Genomic DNA, 21,702 nt, shown 5'->3' with positions numbered 1-21,702 from the left:
CAAATGACGAGCATCAGCCTTATGACATCCCGCTTTTCCGGGCGCATCAACGCGCGCCATAGCCTCTCCCTGATCGGCGCGAGGCTGATCGCCCTTTCCGCCCCCTATGCCCATGCGCAGCAGGCGACAGCGCTCCCCGACATGGACGTAGGCTCCGACGCGCTGCCGCCCGCCGTGCCGCCGACCGACGCCACAATCACCCGCGACACGCTGAAACAGGCGGCTTCGCGCAGCAGCGACACCGCCGACATTCTCACCCGTCTGCCGGGCGTCAGCGCATTCGGCGCGGGCGGCTTTTCCAGCCTCCCCGTCATTCGCGGCCTCGACAATGGCCGGGTGGGCATCTTGGTGGACGGCGTGAAGATCGACGACGCCTGCCCCAATAATATGAACCCGCCGCTTTCCTATGCCGATCCGCAGACGATCGAGGCAATCACGGTCATTACCGGTGTCTCCCCGGTAAGCATGGGCGGCGACACGATCGGCGGCGCTATCCTGATCGATACCGGCGATCCGCGCTTCGCCAAGCAGGACGAGACCATCCTGACCGGCAGCCTGTCGGGCTTTTACCGGTCGAACGGCGACGGGTTCGGCGGCGCTGCGCAAGTCACGGCGGCAAACGACAAATTCAACCTGACCTATGCCGGTTCGTACACCCAGTCCGATAACTATGACGGCGGCGGCAAGGACGGCGTGGTCCGTTCGACCGAATATGCCAAGACCGACCATTCGCTTGCCCTCGCGGCCCAGACCGGCATCGGACTGTTTCAGGTAAAGGGCGGCACCCAGCGCTCCCCCTATGAGGGCTTTCCCAATCAGCGCATGGACATGACCGACAACAAGTCATGGTTCCTCAACGGTCGCTGGCAGAACTGGTTCGCATGGGGCGATGTCGACCTTCGCGTCCATTATCGTGACACCGACCATCGCATGAACTTCCTTGCCGACAAGGGCGGCACCGAAGACGGCGGCATGCCGATGAACACCGAAGTCCACAGCGCGGGCTATACGCTGAAAGTCAGCCTGCCCGTATCGCAGCGCGATACCGTGCGCTTCGGCAGCGAACTGCACCATGAATGGCTCAACGATTACTGGCCGCCGGTTGCGGGCAGCATGATGATGGGGCCGAACGAATTTGTGAACGTGAACGCCGCACATCGCGACCGGCTGGGCACCTATGCCGAATGGGAAGCGAACTGGACGGGCGACCTCACCACCACGCTCGGCATCCGCAACGATCAGGTCTGGATGAACACCGGCGATGTTCAGCCCTATGGCAATTCGATGATGCAGATGGCGGACATACAGGCGGCAGCAGCGTTCAACGCCGCCGACCATTCCGCGCATGACAGCAACTGGAGCGGCAGCGCGCTCATTCATTATCAGGCGGCAAAGGGTATCGCGCTCGACCTTGGCTATGCGCACAAGGTCCGCTCGCCCAATATCTATGAACGCTATACATGGGGCCGTGGTGCGATGGCGAGCACGATGATCGGCTGGTTCGGCGACGGCAACGGCTATGTCGGCAATCTGAACCTGAAACCCGAGCGTGCCGATACGGTGAGCGGCGCGGTGACGTTCAGCGGCGCGGGAGACACGCCGTGGACGCTGCGCATCGCCCCCTATCTCACTCATGTCGCCGATTATATCGATGTGGTGAAGCTGGGCGATCTGACTGATATGATGGGTATGCCCAACGGTTTCGTTCAGCTGCAATTCGCCAATCGCGAGGCGCGGTTCTATGGGGTCGATGTGTCGGGCGATGCGACGCTCTGGACCGATGCAGACGGCGGGAGCGCGCGCATCGGGCTGACGGCAAGCTGGCTGCACGGCCAGAATCTGACCGATGATGATCCGCTATATCACCAGATGCCGTTCAACGCCGGGCTGCATTTCGACTATACCGCGCCGCGCTGGGATGCGCATGCCGAATTGCACGCAGTGACCGACAAGGATCGCGTCGATCCGACCCGCAACGAACCGCGCACCAATGCCTATGCGCTGGTCAATCTGGGCGCGGGCTATACCTTGAAAGGGGTAAGGCTGGGCGTGGATATCAGCAACCTGTTCGACACCGCCTATGCCCCGCTGCTGGGGGGGCAGTCGCTCGGCGATTTTGTCGCGACCGGTGTGCTGCGCCCCGTGCCGGGCCGGGGTCGCAGCTTCAACCTGTCGCTCGGCACGAAGTTCTGACGCCCGTGGCGGCAGCTTCGGCCAGCCGCTATGCGGCGCCGCCCCGGACACGGCTCCGGGGCGGGCTGGCGGCGTTTGGCCTTGTCACGGGGCTTGGCTTGTTCGCAGGCCTTATGCCCGCCCGGCATGCGGCAAAGCAGCAGGAACAGGCGAAGCTGACGCTGTTCGACGTGCCGAAGGAGCGAAAGGAGGCGCCGCCCCCGCCGGTCCCCATTCAGCGACAGGCGGATCGGCAAAGTCAGTCTGCCGCTCCGCGGGCCGGCGCTACGCCACGGGCCATTGCGCCCACGCCTGCAAAACCGGCGCCTGCCCCGACGGCGAACATCCAGGCGATGCGCCTGTCCGTGCCGACCGGCGCACTTCGCCCGGCCGAACCGCCGCCGCCCCCTGCACCACCCGCTCCGCCGAAAAGTGACCGGGCGGCGCTGAGGGCCGATTATGCAGCGACTCTATGGGCGCATATCCGCATATATCGGCCGCGCGGCGTGCATATTCCGGGGACGGCGCGCATTGCCTTCACCGTTCGGGCCGACGGCACACTGGACGATGTGACGCTCGCGCTGTCGAGCGGCAGCGCCATGCTCGACCGGCTGGCGCTGCGCACGGTGCGGCGCGCATCGCCCGCGCCGCGCCCACCCGCTCAGCTCGCCGCAGATGCGTCCTTCACGCTGGATTTCAAATTCGATTGAGCGGTCAGCTCATCAGTCCGGCGGAACGCAAAGCGCGTTCGATAATCGCCGCGACGCCGTTGCCGCTCGTCTTCCGATCCGCTTCCTGTCGCCCGACCCTGCCAGCCGCGTTCGGCTTGGGACGCGCCGCAATTCCCCAGAAATCGGCGATATGGTGTGTCGAGGATATTCCGACCTCCAGCATATAGGGCGCGGCCTGACCCAGCGCCTCCTCGCCCCTGGTCGAAAGCGGGGTGCCGTGCCCCATATTCGTGATCGAATATTCCTCGATCACCGCACGCCCCTTGGCGTCGGTCCAGATGCGGTGCGGATAGCCGTCAACGCTATCCTCCTGCGCCGGACGATCGGCCACGCCATGCAGCGTGCGCCACTGCGACAGGATCGCTTCGGCATTGGCGGGAACCACGGTGGTATCGGCGGTACCATGCCACAGAGAAATACGCGGCCAGACGCCGCGATGCGAAGAAGCGTCGCGCACCAGATCGGGCAGCGCGTCCCTATCGGGGCCGCCCTGTCCCTTCATCCGGTCGAGCGCCTGCTGAACGCCCAGCGCAGTGCCATAGGGCAGTCCTGCGATAATCGCGCCACCGGCGAACAGTTCGGGATAGGTGGCGAGCATCACCGACGTCATCGCGCCGCCTGCCGACAGGCCGGTCACGAAAATGCGCGTTGTATCGATTGCATGGCGAACGACCATCGCATCGACCATCTGGCGGATCGACAGCGCTTCGCCCGAGTCGCGCTTCGTGTCGGAGCGGGTGAACCAGTTGAAACATCGATTGGGATTATTGGCCGCCCGCTGCTGGGGGAAGAGCAGCGCAAAGCCCGCCCGATCGGCGAGCGCCGACCAGCCCGATGCGCTGTCATATCCGGCTGCGTTCTGGCCGCATCCGTGCAAAACGACCACCAGCGGCGAAGCGGGCGGCAGATCGGCCGGAATATAGCAAAACGCATCGAGATCGCCGGGATTGGACCCGAAATCGGACAGGCTGGTCAGCCGCCCGTGATCGCCGAGAAGCGCGTCGAACCCGTCGCGCATCGCATTAAAATCGCGGATCGTTTGCGAGATCGAACCCATTGCGTCAGACTCCGTTTACTGTCGCACGGCTCCGGTCGCGGAGTCTTGCTGCGCTGCACAATATGGGGTGTGCGCTACGGCTGGCAAGAGCGATCGCGGGTTCGACCGCGGATTAGCTGCGCCCGCCCTTGCCCAGCGCGGTCTGCATCAATGCGGTGTTCTTACGATAAAGACTAGTCATCGTGGCGAAATCGGCCTGGACTTCGCCCATGCGCAAAAGCTGATCTTCCAGCGTGACATTATTGCCGTCAGGCTTGGTCTCGCTGGTCGACGAATCGAGGAAGATGTTGCTGCCGGCCAGCGGCGGCCGGGCGCCCAGCGCCGACATTCCGGGCGTGATGGCAACATGCGGCCGCGCCACCCGCGCCGCGCCGCTCGTGCGCACAAAGTCCGAAAAGTCAGGCGCAGCGACGTCACGCGCCTTATACGCCGGGGTTTCGCTGTTCGCGACGTTTTCAGCGATCACCCGCTGGCGATCGGCGAGGAAATGCATACGCTTTCCGATGCCGGCAAGAATGTCGGTCATGGTCAGAATCCCAGAATGGAGGTTGATGCGGAACTGCTGCTGAGCCGGTCGAGCGCGGCCTGATAATTGGCGAGCTGCGCATTTTCGCGTGCTGAACCGCCGCCGGCTGCGAAATTTTGCGGCTCGACGCGCGCTGCTTTCAGATCGTCCCAGTAAAGCGAGCGATACCCGGTCTGGCTGACCGAGATCGCGCTGTTAATCGCATCCAGCGCCTCGGCAGCGCTTTTCATGTCCTTGAGCGACAAGGTCATGTTGAGTTTCAGGCCGAAGGTACCGCCGGGGCGGACGGCCGGGGCCTTGGGATCGATAATATCATAGCCCTGAACGCGCGCAGTGGGCAGGCCGAGCTTTTTCAGGCCGTCGCGCCCTTCCGGTCCGGCGACAAATTCGATGTCCACGCCGGATTTGGGGCTGATCGTAAGCTTCGCACCGCCATCGCCGCGCGGCGTCGTGACCGTGCCCTTTCGGCCGACGATCCGCTGCACCTTGCCCATCAGGGTAGAGAGCGTCTCATCGTCATCGATCGTGATCGTGCGCAGCGCTCCGCCATCGACCCGCATCTGGAACGAATCCCCGCCGCGAAGGCTGGTTGCGGTGGTGAGCTTCATCGACGTTCCCGGCGTGATGGCACCGCGGCCAAAGCCCAGTTCGCCGACGCTGTTGGTTCCGCCCGACGACATGACGAGCCGTACCGGCTCGGTGCGCTGCCCCGGCGTGCCGAACTGCGTGATCTTGCCAATCGCGCCGCTGGTAGCATCCAGCCGCGCGACAAAGCCGTCGACGGGGCCGCTTTTTTCGGCGCCGATCGTTCCGTTGGTGCGTCCGCCGACATATAGCGTGTTGCCGCTATACACCAGGCTGTCGACCTGATCGGTGCCCTCGGTGCCGAGATAGGTCACGGCGAGCCCGCTGCCATCGCCGGCAACGCGCGCGACGAAGCCGTCGCCCGAACCGCTCAGCCCGTTGATCTGTGTACCGCCCAGCGCGGAAACGGTCGTCCCGCCGATCGCGATATTGCCCGATGCATCCACCGCAAGCGCGCGCGCGTCCGCCGTGCCGAGATCGACGCGTCCGGTCTCGCTCGAAAGATCACTGGTGTCGAGGAACCGCAGGCTGGAATTTTCGCCCTCGCGCGTCAGCGCGAGCAGCTTTCCGTCCGCACCCATCGCAAGCGATGTGATCTTCTCACTGGTGCCGGTATCGTAGCTCTGGCGCGCCGCGATATGGCCGGCCGAATCCACCTTCACGACATAGGCATCCCCGCCGTCCTCGCTCGATGCCTGTCCGCCGACATAGACTGAACCGTCAGCGGCGGCGACCACGCTGGTCGCGGTTTCGGTGCCGACCTTGCGGATCAGGGTCGCGAATTTCTCGTTCCCGCCGCCGTCATAGCGCGCGACCAGCATGTCGCCGTCGCTGTTCGTACCTTCGAACGCGCCGCGTACATTGCCCGCGACGACGACATCGCCATTATCGGCAATCGAAAGCGCCGCGCCGCTCGCGCTGCCTGCGGCGCCCAGGCTATGCTGCCAGACGACATTGCCGAGGCTGTCCATCTTGGTCAGATACAGGTCCTGATCGCCCGCCAGCCGCTGCGAGCCGAGATCGCCCGATGTCGTTCCCAGCACATAGCCGAACCCGTCAGCATCGGTGACCATCGCATCGGCCGTGGTCTTCACCGTCTCTTCGGGCTTCAGCCGGTCGTTGGCTGCGATCGTCGCCAGTGTCTTGCGGCTCATATCGCCCGACGGATCGTCGATCCGCATCACACGCGTCGATGTCGCGGTTTCCAGCCCGGTCATGCCGGTCGCGACCAGCACCGCATCGGGAGCGTCGATCTGATCCACTGAAACCTGTTCAATCGACTGGCGATTCGCCTTCAGCGTCCAGCCTTCCTCGACCTTGGTCGGTTCGAAACTCACCTTCCATTTGGGTTCGGTCGTGCCGTCTGCCTGCGTGACGGTATTGCCGTTCTCGTCGCGATAGGGAATCGCGGCGATCGCGTTGTTGATGAGCGTCGAGACGTTATCGAGCGTCGGCGGGTCGGTAAGCTGCGAAAGATCGACCGTGATCGTATCGCTGGCCGAACCGCGCGACAGCTTGACCTGAAACTTTTCAGTGCCGGTCAGGCCGCTCAGCACATCGGAGCGTTCCTTGGTCACTTTCTTGCCGATAAAGCTCGGCGAATAATTGCCCGTCCCGCCGTCGACGGTCGCGCTCTGCGCCCGCCGCACCGGCTGATCGAAGGCAAGGCTGAGCTTGTCGCTGGGCGCGGTCGACAGGAAATTCTCCAGATCGACCAGACCTTTCGAAAAAGCCTTGTCGTAATCAGCGCGATTGCTCTCGCCCGCCCCGGGCTTCGCCGCGAGTTCGGCGAGCGCGCGCAGCCGGTCGAGCGCTTTGTACGCTGTGAAGGCGGTCTGAACATCGTCGGGAAGCGTTCGCGCGCCGCCGGCCGGTTTGTCGATTACCGTGCGCATCCGCATAACGTCTTCGACCTGGGTGTAGAGCGACTTGGTGGCAGTCGCCATTTTCCAGGGCGGGGTGGTTTCAGGCAGGGTGAACTGTTCGCGCGCGTTGCGAACCGCCCGCGATTCGATCTTCAGACCGCCGCTCAGACCTCCCGAGCCGAAGGAGAACAGGCTGGAATTGCCGCCTAGCAAGGCAAGTCCCGCAAGCCCCGAATTGATGTTCATCATTACTGCTCCCTGCGACCGACCACCCGATCACCCCTCCATAATAGACGGGCACGCACGGGTTCCGACGCAGGTGGTCAGGAAAAACCCGTTCTCAGGGGAAAAAAGATCAACATGGCAACGCAGCTTATCGAACCGCCCGAACTGAAACGTTTCGACCCTCGCCAGCGCGCGGCCGCGCTGATGCTGGCGCTTGGGCAGAAATACGGTTCGCCGATATGGGACCAGCTTTCGACCGAAGAGATGAAAGAGCTGTCGAGTTCGATGGCGATGCTCGGCCGCGTCCCCGCCGCCGTGGTCGAACATCTGCTGGCGCAATTCGCCCATGACATGACCGCGATGGAAACCTGTCACGGCTCGTTCGAAACCACCGAACGCCTGCTCGCCGGTATCATGCCGCCGGACAAGGTGAAGGAAATCATGGAAGATATCCGTGGTCCTTCCGGCCGGACGATGTGGGACAAGCTGTCCAATGTCAGCGAAAGCGTCCTCGCCGGCTATCTGAAGAACGAATATCCGCAGACCATCGCGGTCATTCTCTCCAAGCTGAAGTCGGACCATGCGGCACGCGTTCTCGGCGTATTGCCGCGCGAAATCTCGGTCGATGTGGTACAGCGGATGCTGCGCATGGACACGGTTCAGAAGGAAGTGCTCACTCAGGTCGAAGCCACGCTGAAGACCGAGTTCATGGCCAATTTCGCGCGCGCCCAGCGCCGCGATCCGCACGAAACCATGGCAGAGATTTTCAACGCGATGGATCGTTCCACCGAAGAGACCATGCTCGGCGCGCTCGATCAGAAGGCGCCGGAATCGGCCGAACGCATCCGCGCGCTGATGTTCACGTTCGAGGATCTCGCCAATCTGATGCCGAGCGCAATCGCAGTGATCGCGCGTCAGGCCGACAAGCGCCAGATGGCACTCGCGCTGAAGGGCGCGCCGGAGGAGATCAAGAGCCTGTTCTTCTCCACCATGACCGAACGTTCGGCCAAGCTGCTGCGCGAGGATATGGCCGGCATGGGGCCGGTGCGCGCACGCGATTGCGAGGAAGCGCAAAGCGACCTTGTACGCCTTGCCAAAACGCTCGCGGATACCGGCGAGATCGTACTCGTCGATCCGAAGAGCGACGATACCATGATCATGTAAGGATCAATTCGATATGGAAATGTCCTTTCACACCCGCCCCTTCGCCTTTGACCGGGTCTTTGTCGACGCGCCCGCCGCACGTCCGGCCGAAGCGCCCGAAGCGATGTCGATCGAAATCGAAACGCTCCGCGCGGAACTCAGCCGGATGCGCGAAGATCATCATACCGAACTCGCCCGCGCCCGTGTCGACGGGTTCGAGGCAGGGCTGGCACAGGCACGCAATGAGCGCGAAGCAGCGCTGCTTTCAGCGGTGGATGCGATTCAGGCCGATCTGGAATCGATCGGCGGAACGCTCGACACCACCCGCGCCGAGCTGACCCGCGATGCAGCAGAGCTGGCGCTCGCTGCGGCGGGTCATATCGCAGGACGGGCGATCACCGATCAGCCTGTAAATGCGATCGACGATGCGATCGGCCGCGCGCTGGCGCAGGTCGCGCGCGGCACCGAACTTACGATCCGCATCCATCCCGATCTGGAGACGGATATTGCCGAGCGTATCGCCCGCCGACAGGCCGGTGATCGCCGGCGGCTCAACCTGCACGTCACGCCCGATCCGTCGCTTTCGCCCGGCGATGCGCGGATCGAATGGGATGAGGGCGGCCTGATGGTCGATCGCGCCGCGCGCGAAGCGGCGGTTCGCGAAGAGCTGGAAGGGCTGATGATGGCGGCACCCGGCCGCCCGAACTGATCCTTATTGCCTGATGCAACGTGCCGCCCCGGCTTCGGGGCGGCAAATTTTTCCTACCGGCAAAACCTGCCTCCTGCACTCCCTTCTATAGTTCATACACAGGGGACGCCACGCGCCGTCCCGAGTTTGAACCAGGGATCGCGATTTTGGAGCAGCTACGCAATCTTGTCGCCCAGTTGGGGCCCAAGCGGCTGATGATCATGGGCGGGGTGGCGGCAGTCCTTCTGCTGGCACTGGCCGCCGTCGCACTGCGCGGCGAAGACACCACCATGGGGTATCTATACACCGATCTCGACCCCGGATCGGCCGCATCCATCACCGAAAAGCTGAAGGCGCAGAACGTTCCGTTCGAACTGTCCGCCGACGGCACCGCCATCATGGCGCCGCAGGACAAGCTGGCCGAACTTCGCATGGCGATGGCCGGCGAACAGCTCGGCGGAAAGATCGGATATGAGGTGCTGGACGAGGAGCAGCCGTTCGGCGTTTCCTCCAGCCGCGCCAAGCTCAACGAAACCCGCGCAATCGAGGGCGAGCTGGTCAAATCGATCCAGAGCCTCGATCAGATATCGGCCGCACGCGTCCATCTGGTGATGCCCGAACGCGCCATCTTCGCGTCCGAAGAACGACCGGCAAGTGCGTCGGTGACAGTGAAGACGCGCGGACGCCTGCCGTCCGAAACGGTGAATGCGATCCGCTATCTCGTATCCTCCGCCGTTCCCGATCTTTCGCCTGACTCGGTGTCGATCGTCGATCAGAGCGGTGCGCTGCTCGCCCGTGCCGGTGAAGCCGGAACGGCGGGAAGCAGCGATGCCGATGAACGCCAGCTGCAGGTCGAAGGCAAGCTTCGCGACCAGATCGTCGCGCTGCTCGAACCGATCGTCGGTCAGGGCAAGGTCCGCGCCGAAGTCGCCGCGCAGATCGATCGCGACCGTACGCGGGAGGAAAGCAATGTCTATGACCCCGATACGCAGGTCATCGCGCATCAGGTGACGGTCGAAAGCAACAATCAGAGCAACGAACAGCAGGCGAACCAGACCGTCAGCGTCGGCAACGAGCTTCCCGAAACGCAGGATCAGCCCCCGGTGCCGGGCGACAAGAGCCAGTCGGCGCAGAACGAAACGTCCGAAGACACCACGTTCGCCAATTCGCTGAAGCACAGCATCGTCGATCGCGGCCCGGGCAAGGTTACGCGCCTCAGCGTCGCGGTGATGGTCGATGGCGGCGAAAAGGGTCTGCCTGAGGCAAAGATTCAGCGGCTTACCCGACTGGTCGAGAATGCCGTGGGCGCCGATGCGGAGCGCGGCGACAGCGTCGTGATCGAAAGCATGCCGTTCAGCGCGCCCGCCGACCTTGTCGACCCGAGCGAGGCATGGTGGGCCTTCCTCACCAGCGATCAGGTGACGGGCGTCATCAAGCTGCTGATCGTCGCCGCGGTCGGACTGGTGGCGCTGCGGATGCTGAAGCCGCGCCTGATGCCGGGCGAAGCACAGGCCGAACCGACGCCGGAGCTGCTCTCAGCGGACGAACAGGCCGAAATGCTGGCACTCGCCGATCAGGCGGCCGAAGGTGATCCCGAGGCGCTGCAACAGCTGGAAGCCCGCCAGAATGGCGATGTGCCGATGCTGGACCACGATATCGCCCTCGCCCAGGTCGACGGCCGGATCAAGGCATCCGCAATCAAACGGATCGGCGACATGGTCACCAACAGTCCCCCTGAAGCCGCAGCAGTGCTGCGCCAATGGATGAACGCATAATGGAGAGCCCGATGGACATCTCGAGCGAAACCCCCGGTTTCTCGCCGGAACCCGAAGCAGATGCCACCCAGTCCCAACCCCAGACCGACGAGCATATGGCGATGGTCGCGAACGAAGCCCCTTCTTTTGAGGAATTCGGCAATCCCGCAACGGATACGCCGGGCGACGCGCCCGGTGCGCTGGCCGCCGTGCATGACGTACCGGTAAAGGTTCAGGCGGTGCTTGGCCGCGCGAAAATGCCGGTCGGCGATCTGCTTCGCCTGCATTCGGGCATGGTGGTCGAACTCGACCGCCGCGTCGGCGAACCCGTCGATGTGTTCGTCAACAACCGGCTGGTGGCACGCGGCGAAGTGGTCATGATTGACCAGGCGCTGGGCGTGACGCTCACCGAAATCGTTCGGCCGGATCGTTGAGAATGAACGGCACCATCGTCAGGATGTTGCTCGTCGGGCCAAAGGGCGGCCCGTTCCGCGAAGCAGCCGAAATGGCGCGCGGGGCGGGTGCCGAGGTTCGCCTTGCCGACACCCCCGCTGATGCGCTGTGCGCGCTGCGTGACAGCGGCGCAGGCATGGTCATGATCGACGTCGAAACCGACGTTCCGGGCTTTCTGGCCGATCTGACTCAGGAACGCTTCGGCGTGCCCGTGCTTGCCTGCGGCATAGATGCATCGGCCGAACGCGCGGTCGCAGCGATCCGGGCCGGTGCCGTCGACTATGTCCCCCTTCCCCCCGACCGCGAACTGATCGCTGCAGCGATCCGCCAGATCGCGGTGCTGCCCGAAGTCACACTGATCGGCGAAGCGCAGAATTTCACCCGCGCGCTTTCCTTTGCCCGTGCCATGGGACCGGCGCATGCCCCGATCCTGATTTCGGGCGAACGCGGAACCGGCAAGCAGAGCGTGGCGCATATGGTCCATGCCGCATCCAATGGCGGCTGCTTCCACAGCGTCGAATGCGGCGGCGTTGCGCCTGACATTCTCGCCTCCGAACTGTTCGGCCATGAGGCGGGGGATTTTCCCGGCGCGCGTGCGGACCGACGGGGGGCCTTCACCACGGCGCGCGGCGGGACGCTGTTCCTTCGCGACATCGATCAGCTTCCGCCCTTGCTCCAGCACCGGGTGCTCAGCGCGATCGATGAGCCGGGTGCACCGCGCCTGATCGCCAGCAATTCGCGCGACCTCGGCGCGCTGGTCGAGGCCGGACGCTTCCGCGCCGATCTGCTCGCCCGCTTCGCGCTGGCCAGCATCACCATCCCGCCGCTGCGCGATCGCGGCAACGATATCGCACTGCTCGCCGAAACCTTCGTCGCCCGCTTTGCCGCGATGGAAAGCCGTGCGGTTCCCGCAATCGCCCCCGAAGCGCTGCGGCTGATTCAGGGCTATGAATGGCCGGGCAATGTGGCGGAGCTTCAGGAAGCAATGCACCGCGCCGTGCTGCTCGCGCACAACGGAGGCATCGATGCGGAGTCGATCGTGCTTGCCGACGGATCACGCATCCGGTCGGTGGAAGGCAATTCCGAAGCGACCGTCGAAGCGCTGGTAGGTCGCACGGTCGAGGAAGTCGAACGCGCGCTGATCCTCCAGACTCTGGAGCGGTGCAACGGCAACCGCACCTCTGCCTCGCAGATCCTCGGCATTTCGGTGCGCACCATGCGCAACAAGCTGAAGGCCTTTGTCGAAGCCGGTATTTCCACCATTCCTGCGGCGTAAAACATGGAAAAGCTGACTCAAATCCTCGGTCGCATCGGCGACAATCGCGACATGGCGCTGGCGATCGGCGTGATCGGCATCATCGCGATGCTGATCCTGCCGATGCCGGCATGGATGCTGGACCTTGGCCTTGCCCTGTCCATCACCTTTTCGGTGATGATCCTGATGACCGCATTGTTCATCGAAAAGCCGCTTCAGCTTTCCGCCTTTCCGACGATTCTGCTCGTCGCGACCATGCTTCGCCTCGGCCTCAACCTCGCCTCAACCCGACTTATCCTCGGCCACGGGCACGAGGGGCCGGAGGCAGCGGGCGGCGTTATCGGTGCGTTCGGCGAATTTCTGATCGGCGGTCAGACGGTGATCGGTCTTACGATCTTCGCAATTCTGGTGGTCATCAACTTCGTCGTCATCACCAAGGGTGCCGGCCGTATCGCCGAAGTCGCCGCGCGCTTCAGCCTTGACTCCATGCCCGGCAAGCAGATGGCAATCGACGCCGATCTGTCGGCGGGCATGATCAACGAGCAACAGGCAAAGGAACGCCGTCAGGAGGTCGAGGCCGAAAGCGGCTTTTACGGCGCGATGGACGGTGCGTCCAAGTTCGTGAAGGGCGATGCGGTCGCTGGCCTGCTCATCACCGCGATCAACGTCATTGTCGGCCTGATCATGGGCGTCGCCATTCACGGCGTGCCCTTCGGTCAGGCGTTTCAGAGCTATACGCTGCTGACCGTCGGCGACGGTCTGGTCAGCCAGATCCCGGCGCTGATCGTGTCGACCGCAGCGGGCCTGCTGGTGTCGAAGGGCAGCGTCGCGGGCAAGGCGGGCACGGCGCTCGGCGAACAGCTGTTCCGCTTCCCCAAGGCGTTCGGCATGGTCGCGGTGCTGATGGGCGCGCTGGCGCTGATGCCCGGCCTTCCCTTCATTCCCTTCGCCGCCTTTGCAGGAGCCTCGGGCTATGCCGCCTGGAAGCTCTCCAAGCTGAACGCAGAACGCGAACAGCGCGAACGCCGCGCAGCGCAGACCGCAGAGGCCGAAGCCGCCGAAAATGCAGAGGAACCGATCTCGCGCACGCTCGCCATCGACGCGGTGCGGATCGAGATCGGCTATGGCCTCCTCCCGATCATCAACGATTCGAGCCGCGAACCGCGCCTCGACGATCAGGTGCGTGCGCTGCGCCGTCAGATGGCGACCGAATATGGCTTCGTCCTGCCCTCGGTCCGCATCCTCGACAATATGGCGCTGAAGGCGAACGAATATATCATTTCGATCAAGGAGACCGAGGCGGCACGCGGCGAAATCCGCCTTGACCGGCTGATGGTCATCAATCCCGGCGGCGGCCCGGTCGGCATTCCGGGCGAAGCGACGCGCGAACCCGTGTTCAACCTGCCCGCTTTGTGGATTGATCGCGAGCTGCGCGAGGAAGCGAGCTTCCGGGGCCTCACCGTGGTCGATGCGGGCACGATCATCACCACGCATCTCACCGAACTGGTGAAGGACAATATCGCGGACATGCTGAGCTATACCGAGGTTCAGAAGCTGCTGAACGAAGTGCATACCGACTCGGCGAAACTGGTCGGCGATATCATCCCGTCGCGCATTTCGATTTCGGGCGTTCAGCGCATTCTGCAGAACCTGCTGGCCGAGGGCGTTTCGATCCGCGATATCCCGACGATCCTCGAAGGCATTGCCGAAGCTTCGCCCGTCACGCAGAATCTGACGCAGATCACCGAACATGTCCGCGCGCGGCTTGCCCGCCAGATTTCGGCGCAGCAGGCGCGCGAAGGATCGATCCCGATCGTTACTTTGTCGACCGAATGGGACACCGCCTTTGCCGAAAGCATTATCGGCCAGGGCGATGACCGGCAGCTTGCGATGGCGCCGTCCGCGCTTCAGGGGTTCATCAGCTCGGTGCGCGACACCTATGACCGGCTGGCGGGCGAAGGCGAAATTCCCTGCCTGCTGACCAATCCGACGATCCGCCCCTTTGTCCGTTCGGTCATCGAACGTGTCCGTCCGGCCACGGTGGTGTTGTCACAGAATGAAATCCATTCGCGCGCCCGGGTGCGCGCGCTGGGTTCGATAGGATAAGGAGCGCGACCGGATGGCCCCAAAGCCGCCTATCATGCATAATATGCAGCCTATTTCGCTCGTCGGCGCCCAAGGTGCGCCCGCCGCAAGCACCGGTTCCGCCGCCCCGACAAGCGGCGACGATGCCGGATTCGCAGCCCTGCTCGGCGGTACGGCGCTTACCCCGCCGGGTATAGCTACGGCCGGAACAGGAGCTCAGGCCGGAGGACAGGCATCCGCACAGGCCGGTCCGGTGCTGTCGATGCTGATCGGCCAGCCGCTCACCGACGCCGCCGCAATGTCCGGCACGGTGCAGGCCGCAGCGCCGCAAAACGCCGTGCCGCAGACGGTTTCGGCGGATGCCGGGACGACTACCCCTGCGGGCACCGCCGAAACCGAAGCCGTATCTCCAGCCGCGCCCGAAGCGGCGCTGCCGGACATGCCGATCGCCGCTGCTCCGCAAACCGCAGAGGGGGCCGTAACACCGCCCGCCGCTGCGCCGGGCAAACCGGGGAAGCCGAAGCTCGCCGAAACGACCGATGCGCCGATGCCGGCAAAGGTCCTGCCCGCAGATATGCAGGCGCAGGCGGCTGCGCAGAACGCGGCGAAAGCGAACGACGACGCTGCCGTTCCGGCAGCGCCGGTCGTCGCATCCAGGCCGAATGCCGAAACCGAGACCGCCAGACGCGACACGAAGTCGGCCAAAGCGGAAGATGCACCGATCCTTGCCGCCGTTGCTCCCGTTCAGCCGATGGTCGCGACCGTAGTGGCCGCAGCGGGTGTAAACACGCCCGCAGCCGCAAGCGACGGCAAATCGGCCGATAAGGCGCCGAAAGCCACAGCGGCGGTCGCACCTTCGCTCGTGGTGCGCACGGGCGATGGCGAACCCGCAGCCGTCGAACCCGGCACGAAGCAGGACGATACTGTCGGGAAATCCTTCGAAAAGCTTGCCTCCTCGACGAAGGTGGAAGGCAAGGACGCCGCCCCCAACGACAAGACTGCATCCGCCCAGCGCGACGCGGCGACTCCGCGCGATTTTTCGGCGGCGCTCGATCTTGCCCGCGCTCCGAACGGTCCCGATGCGCCGCGCCCGGCCGATATGAAGACCGCCGCCCAGCCCGTCCCCGCTCAGCCGCAGGATCAGGTGGTGCGCGCATCCTCGCTCGGGCAGGATATGGGCATCGCTTTATCGCGCCACGCCAATGACAAGGGCGATCAGGTCGTGACGCTGCGGCTCGATCCCGGTCATCTCGGCAAGATCGAGGTGCGGCTGGCGATGGATGACAAGGGCATGATGACTGCGCGCATTTCCGCCGACCATCATCACACGCTCGACCTGATCCGCCGCGACACTGACACGCTGGTCCGTACGCTGAACGATGCGGGCGTGCGCACCGATGCGCAGGGCTTCCGCTTCGACGGCGGCGGCGCATTCTCGGGCGGCCAGCAAAATGCCGCATGGGGCGGACAACAGGGCAGCGGACAGGGTCGCCACACCCCGTTCCACAGCGCCGGAACCGCATCCGACGATATCAATGATCCGCTCCTCGCCTCGCAGATGCAATCGCTCGGCATCGCTTCGGGCAGGGTCGACCTGCTCGCATAAGGAAGCACTATGACCACTGTTACCAGCACCACGCCGACCCCCACGGCGACCGACACGAAGAGCAATGCGTCGATGGACAAGCTGTTGTCCGACAAGACCATGTTCCTGAAGCTGCTGACCACCCAGATGCAGAATCAGGATCCGCTCAATCCGATGGACACGTCGCAATATACGCAGCAGCTGGTGCAATTTTCTCAGGTCGAACAATCGATCCAGCAAACCGGCGCGCTGAACGACATTCTGGCCAAAATGACCGGTCAGGATCTGGTTTCGGCATCTTCGCTGGTCGGCAAGACCGGTGCCTTCGATAGTGAAATCGCAGGATTTTCCGACGGCGCCCCGGCGAGCTGGAGCTATGCGGCCACGGGCGCACCCACCGAAATGGTCGCAACCGTGCTGGACGCAAAGGGCAACGCAGTCGCTGCCTGGCCTCTGGACAAGGCGAGCGGGACGATCCAATGGGATGGGAAACTTGCCGATGGCGGCACCGCAGCTGAGGGGTTGTACATGCTTTCCGTAAAGGCGACCGATAATTCGGGCGGCTCGGTCCCGGTCAGCGTCCATGCAAATGCGCGCATCGACGAAGCGATGCTCGACGGCAAATCGGTGATGCTAAAGGGCGCCGCCGGTGCAACCTATCCGTTCGGTTCGCTTATCGGCACCATGATCAAAGATTGACTATGGGTGCGCGACCGTCCGCATCGGTTCCGCCCTATGATGGTAATGGATCGGAGCCGATGGTCTGTGCCCCCTGTTTACCCCCGGCTCCGGTCCAACCCGACAATAACGATCGTCACGCCGCAGCCCTCGATTCAGCGCCAGACCTGAACGGGCATTACACGCTTGCCGAAGCGCAATTACAGCATCTTACCCGGCAATTGCCGTGGGGGTATCTGCTGCTGTGCGCCAGCACCACCGCGCTTGCGCTGATCTTCCACGGCAGCGCGCCCGCGCTGCTTACCTATCTGATACCCCTGCTCATCGTCGGTATCGCGCTCTCGCGCGCCATCTACTGGTTCAGCGCGTCCGGACAGAATGAGCAGGGTGAAGCCGGAGCAATCCGCCAGCTGCGACGCATCACCTGGCTCGCGCCGGTAGTCGGTGGCGTATCGGAACTCTGGGCATTGTCGCTCAGCGCATTCAGCAGCCATCCGCATCACGCATATGTGCTGGTTTTTTCGGGACTGTCGCTGCTCGGCATCCTGTTTTGCCTGATGCATGTGCCGCGCGCCGCGGTCGCCATCACGCTCAGCGTACTTATTCCGCTGATTGTGAACGGCCTGTGGCATCGCGATCTCACCCAGATCGCAATGACGATCAATATCGTGCTGATCGCGGCACTGGTGCTTCGCATGATGTTCGATTCGCATCGCACCTTCGTCGCGCTGATCCGTTCGCGGCGAGCGCTTGCGACCGAACGCCAGGAAGCAGAGCGGCTGAACCGCGAGAATCTTCGCCTCGCCCATACCGATCTGCTTACCGGCCTGCCCAACCGCCGCTCCTTCCTCGCCCGGCTCGAATCGCTGATCGAAGAACGCGAACGCGATAATCGGGCGCCGCTTTGCATCGCAAAACTGGATCTGGACAGTCTCCAGCCGGTCAACGACGCCTATGGCCATGAAGCCGGCGATCGCGTGCTGACAGAGGCCGGGCGCCGCCTGATGGAATATCAGCACAAAGGCGTTTTCGTCGCGCGACTGGGCGGCGACGAATTCGGCGTGATCTGCGACCGGTCGCAGACGGAGGGCGAGCATATGCTGCGCCAGATCACCACCCGCCTCACCCAGCCGGTGAATCTCGATGATATTCAACTCAGGATCGGCTGTTCGAGCGGCATTGCCGTCTATCCCGATCACGGCACGTCGGCGAACGATCTGTTCGCCCGCTCGGCGCATGCGCTGTACCATGTCAAAACCAATCGGCGCGGTGAATGCGCGGTGTTCAATGCCGTACATGAGGTACAGGTTCGCGATGCGCAGCGGATCGAAAATCTGCTCCATACCGCCGACCTTGCGCGCGAACTGACGGTCCAATTCCAGCCGATCTATGACTGTCGATCGATGACAGTCTCCAGTGTCGAGGCCCTTGCGCGCTGGCATTCGCCGCTTATGGGCGATATTCCCGCCGATAAGCTTATCGCCGCCGCCGAACGATCGGGCAGGATTCAGCAGGTAACGCTCCATCTGTTCGAAAAGGCGCTGGCCGCGCTTGCCATGCTGCCTTCGACAATCGATCTGTCGTTCAATCTGTCGAGCGAGGACATCGCCTCGCACGGCACCATGCGCGAGCTGATCTCGATGGTTCTCGCGACCCGTCAGCCGCCGAAACGGTTCATCTTCGAAGTTACGGAAACTTCGCTGGGTCGCGACCTCGATCTTGCGCGCGACGTTCTGGGGCGGCTGCGCGTACTCGGTATGCGCGTCGCGCTCGACGATTTCGGCACCGGCTATTCCACGCTCGCCACATTGCAGGACCTGCCGCTCGATATCGTGAAGGTCGATAAAAGCTTCGCTCGCGGTCTCGATTCTTCATCAGGAAAGCAGATTACCGGCGCGATCCGCAATCTTGCCCAGTCGCTGGGGCTGGAATGCACGATCGAGGGTGTCGAGAATGCGGCACAGCTTTCAGAGGCCATTGCGATGGGATATCGCTACGCACAGGGCTATAAGCTCGGTCAGCCGATGACGCTGGAAGCGTTGCTCAGTTCCCTGCCGGGCACGCTGGGCGCTCCCGTCCCGGGCACGCTGGCACGCGCCATTCGCTGACCGGACTGCGCGCACGTTGCCGGACGATCGCCTCGCATCACGCCGCTCCGCGCGACCATAGCATCACACGCCATCGGCCCCGGCCTCCGCCGGGGCGACGATTGTGGAAATGTACAAAGGCGCTAACACCATGCGTCGCCCCGGCGCAGGCCGGGGCCGGGGGCGTCTGCTCCCCAACCCAAGCCCGCCCTTCCGAGTAGCGCAGCCACGAAGCGATCCAGTGATGGCGCATACCGCTCTGGATTGCCGCGCCCTGTCGGGGCTCGCGGGTGACGTTGGTATGATAGCCTGGGATCGAAGCAGGTAGGTATCAGTCGGCCCGCCGATGCAGGTCGAATGGGGTGCACTGCCGATGGCGCTTTCGCCCCGCCTCGTTCAATGGACGGTGATCGGCGTGGAGGAGGCGATTGCCCGGCCATGTGCCGATACAATGCATAGTTCAGCAAACAGGCGATCCCACAGGCTTACCGGAATAGCCACCGGATCGACGGCATCCGCCTGTGCGATCTCGATCCGCCGCGCGTCACCCTGAAAGGCACTGAACGTGGCCGAATACGGCCCCCATGCCTTTTCTGCGGCAAGGCCTTCATTGCCCGCCAGCCGTGCCGCCATGACGAACCCGCAAAGCAGTTCGGCGCCATAATTGTCCAGCTTGACCATAGTCGGCGATTCAAGATCGCAGCGTTCCAGCGCGATTTGCATTCCCGTCGGACCATTTTCGATCCCCAGACGCAGGCGAACCCCGCTTGTGTCGACAAGCTCGCGGATCCGGATGAAATAATGGCGATTCATAGATGAATTATAGGCCCTGAACCGGCCTTCCGGGCCGCTTTTCGGCATGGAAGCGTAATAGTTCGCATGAGCGACAGACGCCGCCGGCGAGACAAAAAAAGACCGGGACGGATTGCTCCGCCCCGGTCCAGATTGCGATCTCGGTCATGCGACCGGAACCGCCTATACGCCTTAACGGAACAGCGACGTGATCGTCTGCGGAGCCTGGTTGGCGATCGACAGAGCCTGCACGCCAAGCTGCTGCTTGACCTGAAGCGCCTGAAGACGTGCCGACTCCTTGGCGAGATCGGCATCAACGAGGTTGCCGACGCCGCTTTCGATAACGTCCGACAGCTTGCTGATGAAGGACTGCTGACCTTCGATCTTACGACCGGCGGCACCCAGCGTGCTGAGCTTGCCGTTGATTGCCTTCGCCTGAGTTTCGAGCGTGCCGACCATCGTCTTCGCCGTTGCGGCGTCGCTGAAGGTCGTGCCGATCGCGGTCACGATTGCCGAGAAGTCCTGGTTGGCGACGTCGAGCGTCGAAGCAGTCGTATCGGTCGACTGCAGCGCGTTGACGGTGCCGCCCGAAGCCTTCAGCAGGTTCGTGCCGTTGAATTCCGACGAATCGATGATCGTGCTGATCTGCGATTTCAGAGCGTCGAAATCCTTACCCAGTGCAGTACGGCTGTCAGCGTCCAGACCCGCGTCCGAAGCTTCGGTTGCCTTCGCCTTCATCTGATTGACGAGGTCCGAAATCTGCTCGGCACCGGCAGTCGCAACGTCAACCGTGCTCTTGGCGCGGCTGAGCGACGAGTTGACGGCGGTCAGACCACCCAGATCGCCGCGAAGCGTCTGAGCAACCGTGTAAGCAGCCGAATCGTCCTTGGTCGAAGCAACCGAGAGACCGGTGTTGATGCGGCTCTGAGTCGTAGCAAGGCCCTTGTTGGTCGCGTTGAGGCTCTGAAGAGCGGCCATCGCGCCGACATTGGTGTTTACCGAAAAGCCCATGATAATATCCTTCTTGGAAGTAATGGCCGCTTCTGCAGCCATGGACCGAAGCGGCGGTCCGCCGACAACCTGCAGAAGTGAGGTCGCACTTCCATTTTGGGCGAATTATCGTTTTCCCGGTCGGGCCCGATGAATTTTTAATGGTTGCCGGTGTGTTAACGAAAAAGGGGCCGGCATTTCTGCCGACCCCTTCGTCTTTCTGCCGTGACGCGCCCGTCAGAACGGGAACAATGCGTCGTAGATTTGCTGTCCCCAGCGCGCCTGCTGCGCCTCTGAAAGCTGGCCGCGTCCGCCGTAGCTGATCCGTGCCTCGGCGATCTGCGAATGCAGGATCGAATTGTCGCGGGAGATATCCTGCGGCCGGACGATGCCGGTCACCACCAGTTCGCGCAGCTCGTAATTCACCCGCACTTCCTGACGCCCGCGAATGGCGAGATTGCCGTTAGGAAATACGCCGGTAACGATCGCCGACATCGTCATGTTGATCGTTTCCGAACGGCTGATATTGCCGCCGCCGCTCGATTTGGACGAGGAATCGGTCGAAGCGAGATTGCTGGGATCGATGCTGGAAGGCAGCAGTTTCTGCAGCCCCAGCAGCGAAGCGACGCTGGCGCTTTCCGAACCTGCACGCTGCCGCGTGGTAGTATTACCCACTTCGGCCTTATCCTGAATCTGAATGCGGATCGTCAGGATGTCGCCGACCTGGCTTGCGCGCTGGTCGCCCAGAAAGCTCCCGGCGCCCGGACGGAACAGCGATGCGCTGCTCGTACCGGCTGGCGGCGGCACCATCGGGGCGGTGACGACCCCGCCCGGTCCGATCACGACGCCGCCCTGCCCTTCGGCGTAATTGAGGCTGGGCATGCCGAGCGAAGGCTGGGTCGCGGGCATAACCACCGGTTCAGCGGCCGTCATTGCCGGCGCACGGCCCATCCGGCCCAGCGCGTCCATTGATGCACAGCCCGGCAACAGCGCGGCAAGCGCGACGATACCAATTACTTTTCGCATGGAAT

Annotated in this window: 17 protein-coding genes; 11 read left to right on the top strand and 6 right to left on the bottom strand. The window is 63.4% G+C overall.

The window, feature by feature from the left end; genetic code table 11:
- Nucleotides 1–3 precede the first annotated feature (3 nt).
- Both EV664_RS12430 and EV664_RS19530 read left to right on the top strand, forming a co-directional pair.
- On the top strand, nt 4–2,193 hold the full coding sequence (locus EV664_RS12430) for a TonB-dependent receptor (protein WP_244923132.1): 2,190 nt from the start codon (nt 4–6) through the stop codon (nt 2,191–2,193).
- Between the two features lie 98 nt (nt 2,194–2,291).
- On the top strand, nt 2,292–2,882 hold the full coding sequence (locus EV664_RS19530; RefSeq protein WP_229668252.1) for an energy transducer TonB family protein: 591 nt from the start codon (nt 2,292–2,294) through the stop codon (nt 2,880–2,882).
- A gap of 4 nt (nt 2,883–2,886) precedes the next feature.
- Here the strand turns inward: EV664_RS19530 and EV664_RS12420 are convergent, their stop codons facing one another.
- From EV664_RS12420 to EV664_RS12410, 3 genes are all read right to left on the bottom strand, one after another.
- Entirely contained in the window at nt 2,887–3,960 is a 1,074-nt protein-coding gene (locus EV664_RS12420) for an extracellular catalytic domain type 1 short-chain-length polyhydroxyalkanoate depolymerase (RefSeq protein WP_133496035.1), read from the bottom strand.
- A gap of 112 nt (nt 3,961–4,072) precedes the next feature.
- Nucleotides 4,073–4,486 (bottom strand): flagellar biosynthesis protein FlgB, encoded by a 414-nt coding sequence (locus EV664_RS12415; RefSeq protein WP_133496034.1) that lies wholly within the window; start codon nt 4,484–4,486, stop codon nt 4,073–4,075.
- A 2-nt stretch (nt 4,487–4,488) separates the two neighbouring features.
- Nucleotides 4,489–7,185, bottom strand: a complete 2,697-nt coding sequence (locus EV664_RS12410; protein ID WP_133496033.1) for an NHL repeat-containing protein — start codon at nt 7,183–7,185, stop codon at nt 4,489–4,491.
- A gap of 111 nt (nt 7,186–7,296) precedes the next feature.
- On the opposite strand from EV664_RS12410, the gene EV664_RS12405 reads away from it, so the two are divergent.
- The 9 genes from EV664_RS12405 to EV664_RS12365 all read left to right on the top strand — a co-directional run bounded on the left by EV664_RS12405 (nt 7,297) and on the right by EV664_RS12365 (nt 18,910).
- Nucleotides 7,297–8,325: a flagellar motor switch protein FliG gene (locus tag EV664_RS12405; protein ID WP_133496032.1), complete on the top strand. Its 1,029-nt coding sequence runs from the start codon at nt 7,297–7,299 to the stop codon at nt 8,323–8,325.
- A 19-nt stretch (nt 8,326–8,344) separates the two neighbouring features.
- A complete protein-coding gene (locus EV664_RS12400) occupies nt 8,345–9,013 on the top strand; it encodes a FliH/SctL family protein (protein WP_133496091.1) in 669 nt (222 codons plus the stop codon).
- Nucleotides 9,014–9,159: 146 nt separating this feature from the next.
- Nucleotides 9,160–10,767, top strand: coding sequence for a flagellar basal-body MS-ring/collar protein FliF (gene fliF / locus EV664_RS12395; RefSeq protein WP_133496031.1), 1,608 nt, complete (start codon nt 9,160–9,162; stop codon nt 10,765–10,767).
- A gap of 101 nt (nt 10,768–10,868) precedes the next feature.
- Entirely contained in the window at nt 10,869–11,180 is a 312-nt protein-coding gene (gene fliN, locus EV664_RS12390; protein ID WP_373287517.1) for a flagellar motor switch protein FliN, read from the top strand.
- A 2-nt stretch (nt 11,181–11,182) separates the two neighbouring features.
- On the top strand, nt 11,183–12,475 hold the full coding sequence (locus EV664_RS12385) for a sigma-54-dependent transcriptional regulator (protein ID WP_133496030.1): 1,293 nt from the start codon (nt 11,183–11,185) through the stop codon (nt 12,473–12,475).
- Between the two features lie 3 nt (nt 12,476–12,478).
- The gene (gene flhA / locus EV664_RS12380) at nt 12,479–14,560 is read left to right on the top strand and encodes a flagellar biosynthesis protein FlhA (protein ID WP_133496029.1); all 2,082 of its coding nucleotides are present in this window, start codon (nt 12,479–12,481) and stop codon (nt 14,558–14,560) included.
- Between the two features lie 43 nt (nt 14,561–14,603).
- On the top strand, nt 14,604–16,145 hold the full coding sequence (locus tag EV664_RS12375) for a flagellar hook-length control protein FliK (RefSeq protein ID WP_162848841.1): 1,542 nt from the start codon (nt 14,604–14,606) through the stop codon (nt 16,143–16,145).
- Between the two features lie 9 nt (nt 16,146–16,154).
- Nucleotides 16,155–16,823: a flagellar hook assembly protein FlgD gene (locus EV664_RS12370; protein WP_133496027.1), complete on the top strand. Its 669-nt coding sequence runs from the start codon at nt 16,155–16,157 to the stop codon at nt 16,821–16,823.
- A gap of 2 nt (nt 16,824–16,825) precedes the next feature.
- On the top strand, nt 16,826–18,910 hold the full coding sequence (locus EV664_RS12365) for a putative bifunctional diguanylate cyclase/phosphodiesterase (protein WP_133496026.1): 2,085 nt from the start codon (nt 16,826–16,828) through the stop codon (nt 18,908–18,910).
- Between the two features lie 375 nt (nt 18,911–19,285).
- Here EV664_RS12365 and EV664_RS12360 read toward each other — a convergent pair whose 3' ends face one another.
- The 3 genes from EV664_RS12360 to flgH form a co-directional block, all read right to left on the bottom strand.
- Nucleotides 19,286–19,702: a hypothetical protein gene (locus EV664_RS12360; RefSeq protein ID WP_133496025.1), complete on the bottom strand. Its 417-nt coding sequence runs from the start codon at nt 19,700–19,702 to the stop codon at nt 19,286–19,288.
- 171 nt (nt 19,703–19,873) lie between these two features.
- Nucleotides 19,874–20,692: a flagellin gene (locus EV664_RS12355; protein WP_133496024.1), complete on the bottom strand. Its 819-nt coding sequence runs from the start codon at nt 20,690–20,692 to the stop codon at nt 19,874–19,876.
- Between the two features lie 216 nt (nt 20,693–20,908).
- The gene (gene flgH / locus EV664_RS12350; RefSeq protein WP_133496023.1) at nt 20,909–21,697 is read right to left on the bottom strand and encodes a flagellar basal body L-ring protein FlgH; all 789 of its coding nucleotides are present in this window, start codon (nt 21,695–21,697) and stop codon (nt 20,909–20,911) included.
- Between the last annotated feature and the right edge of the window lie 5 nt (nt 21,698–21,702).

The sequence above is a fragment of the Stakelama pacifica genome, assembly GCF_004361835.1.
GTDB classification, from domain to species: Bacteria; Pseudomonadota; Alphaproteobacteria; order Sphingomonadales; family Sphingomonadaceae; genus Sphingomonas; species Sphingomonas pacifica.
This window is presented reverse-complemented; position numbering and strand designations above follow the sequence as displayed.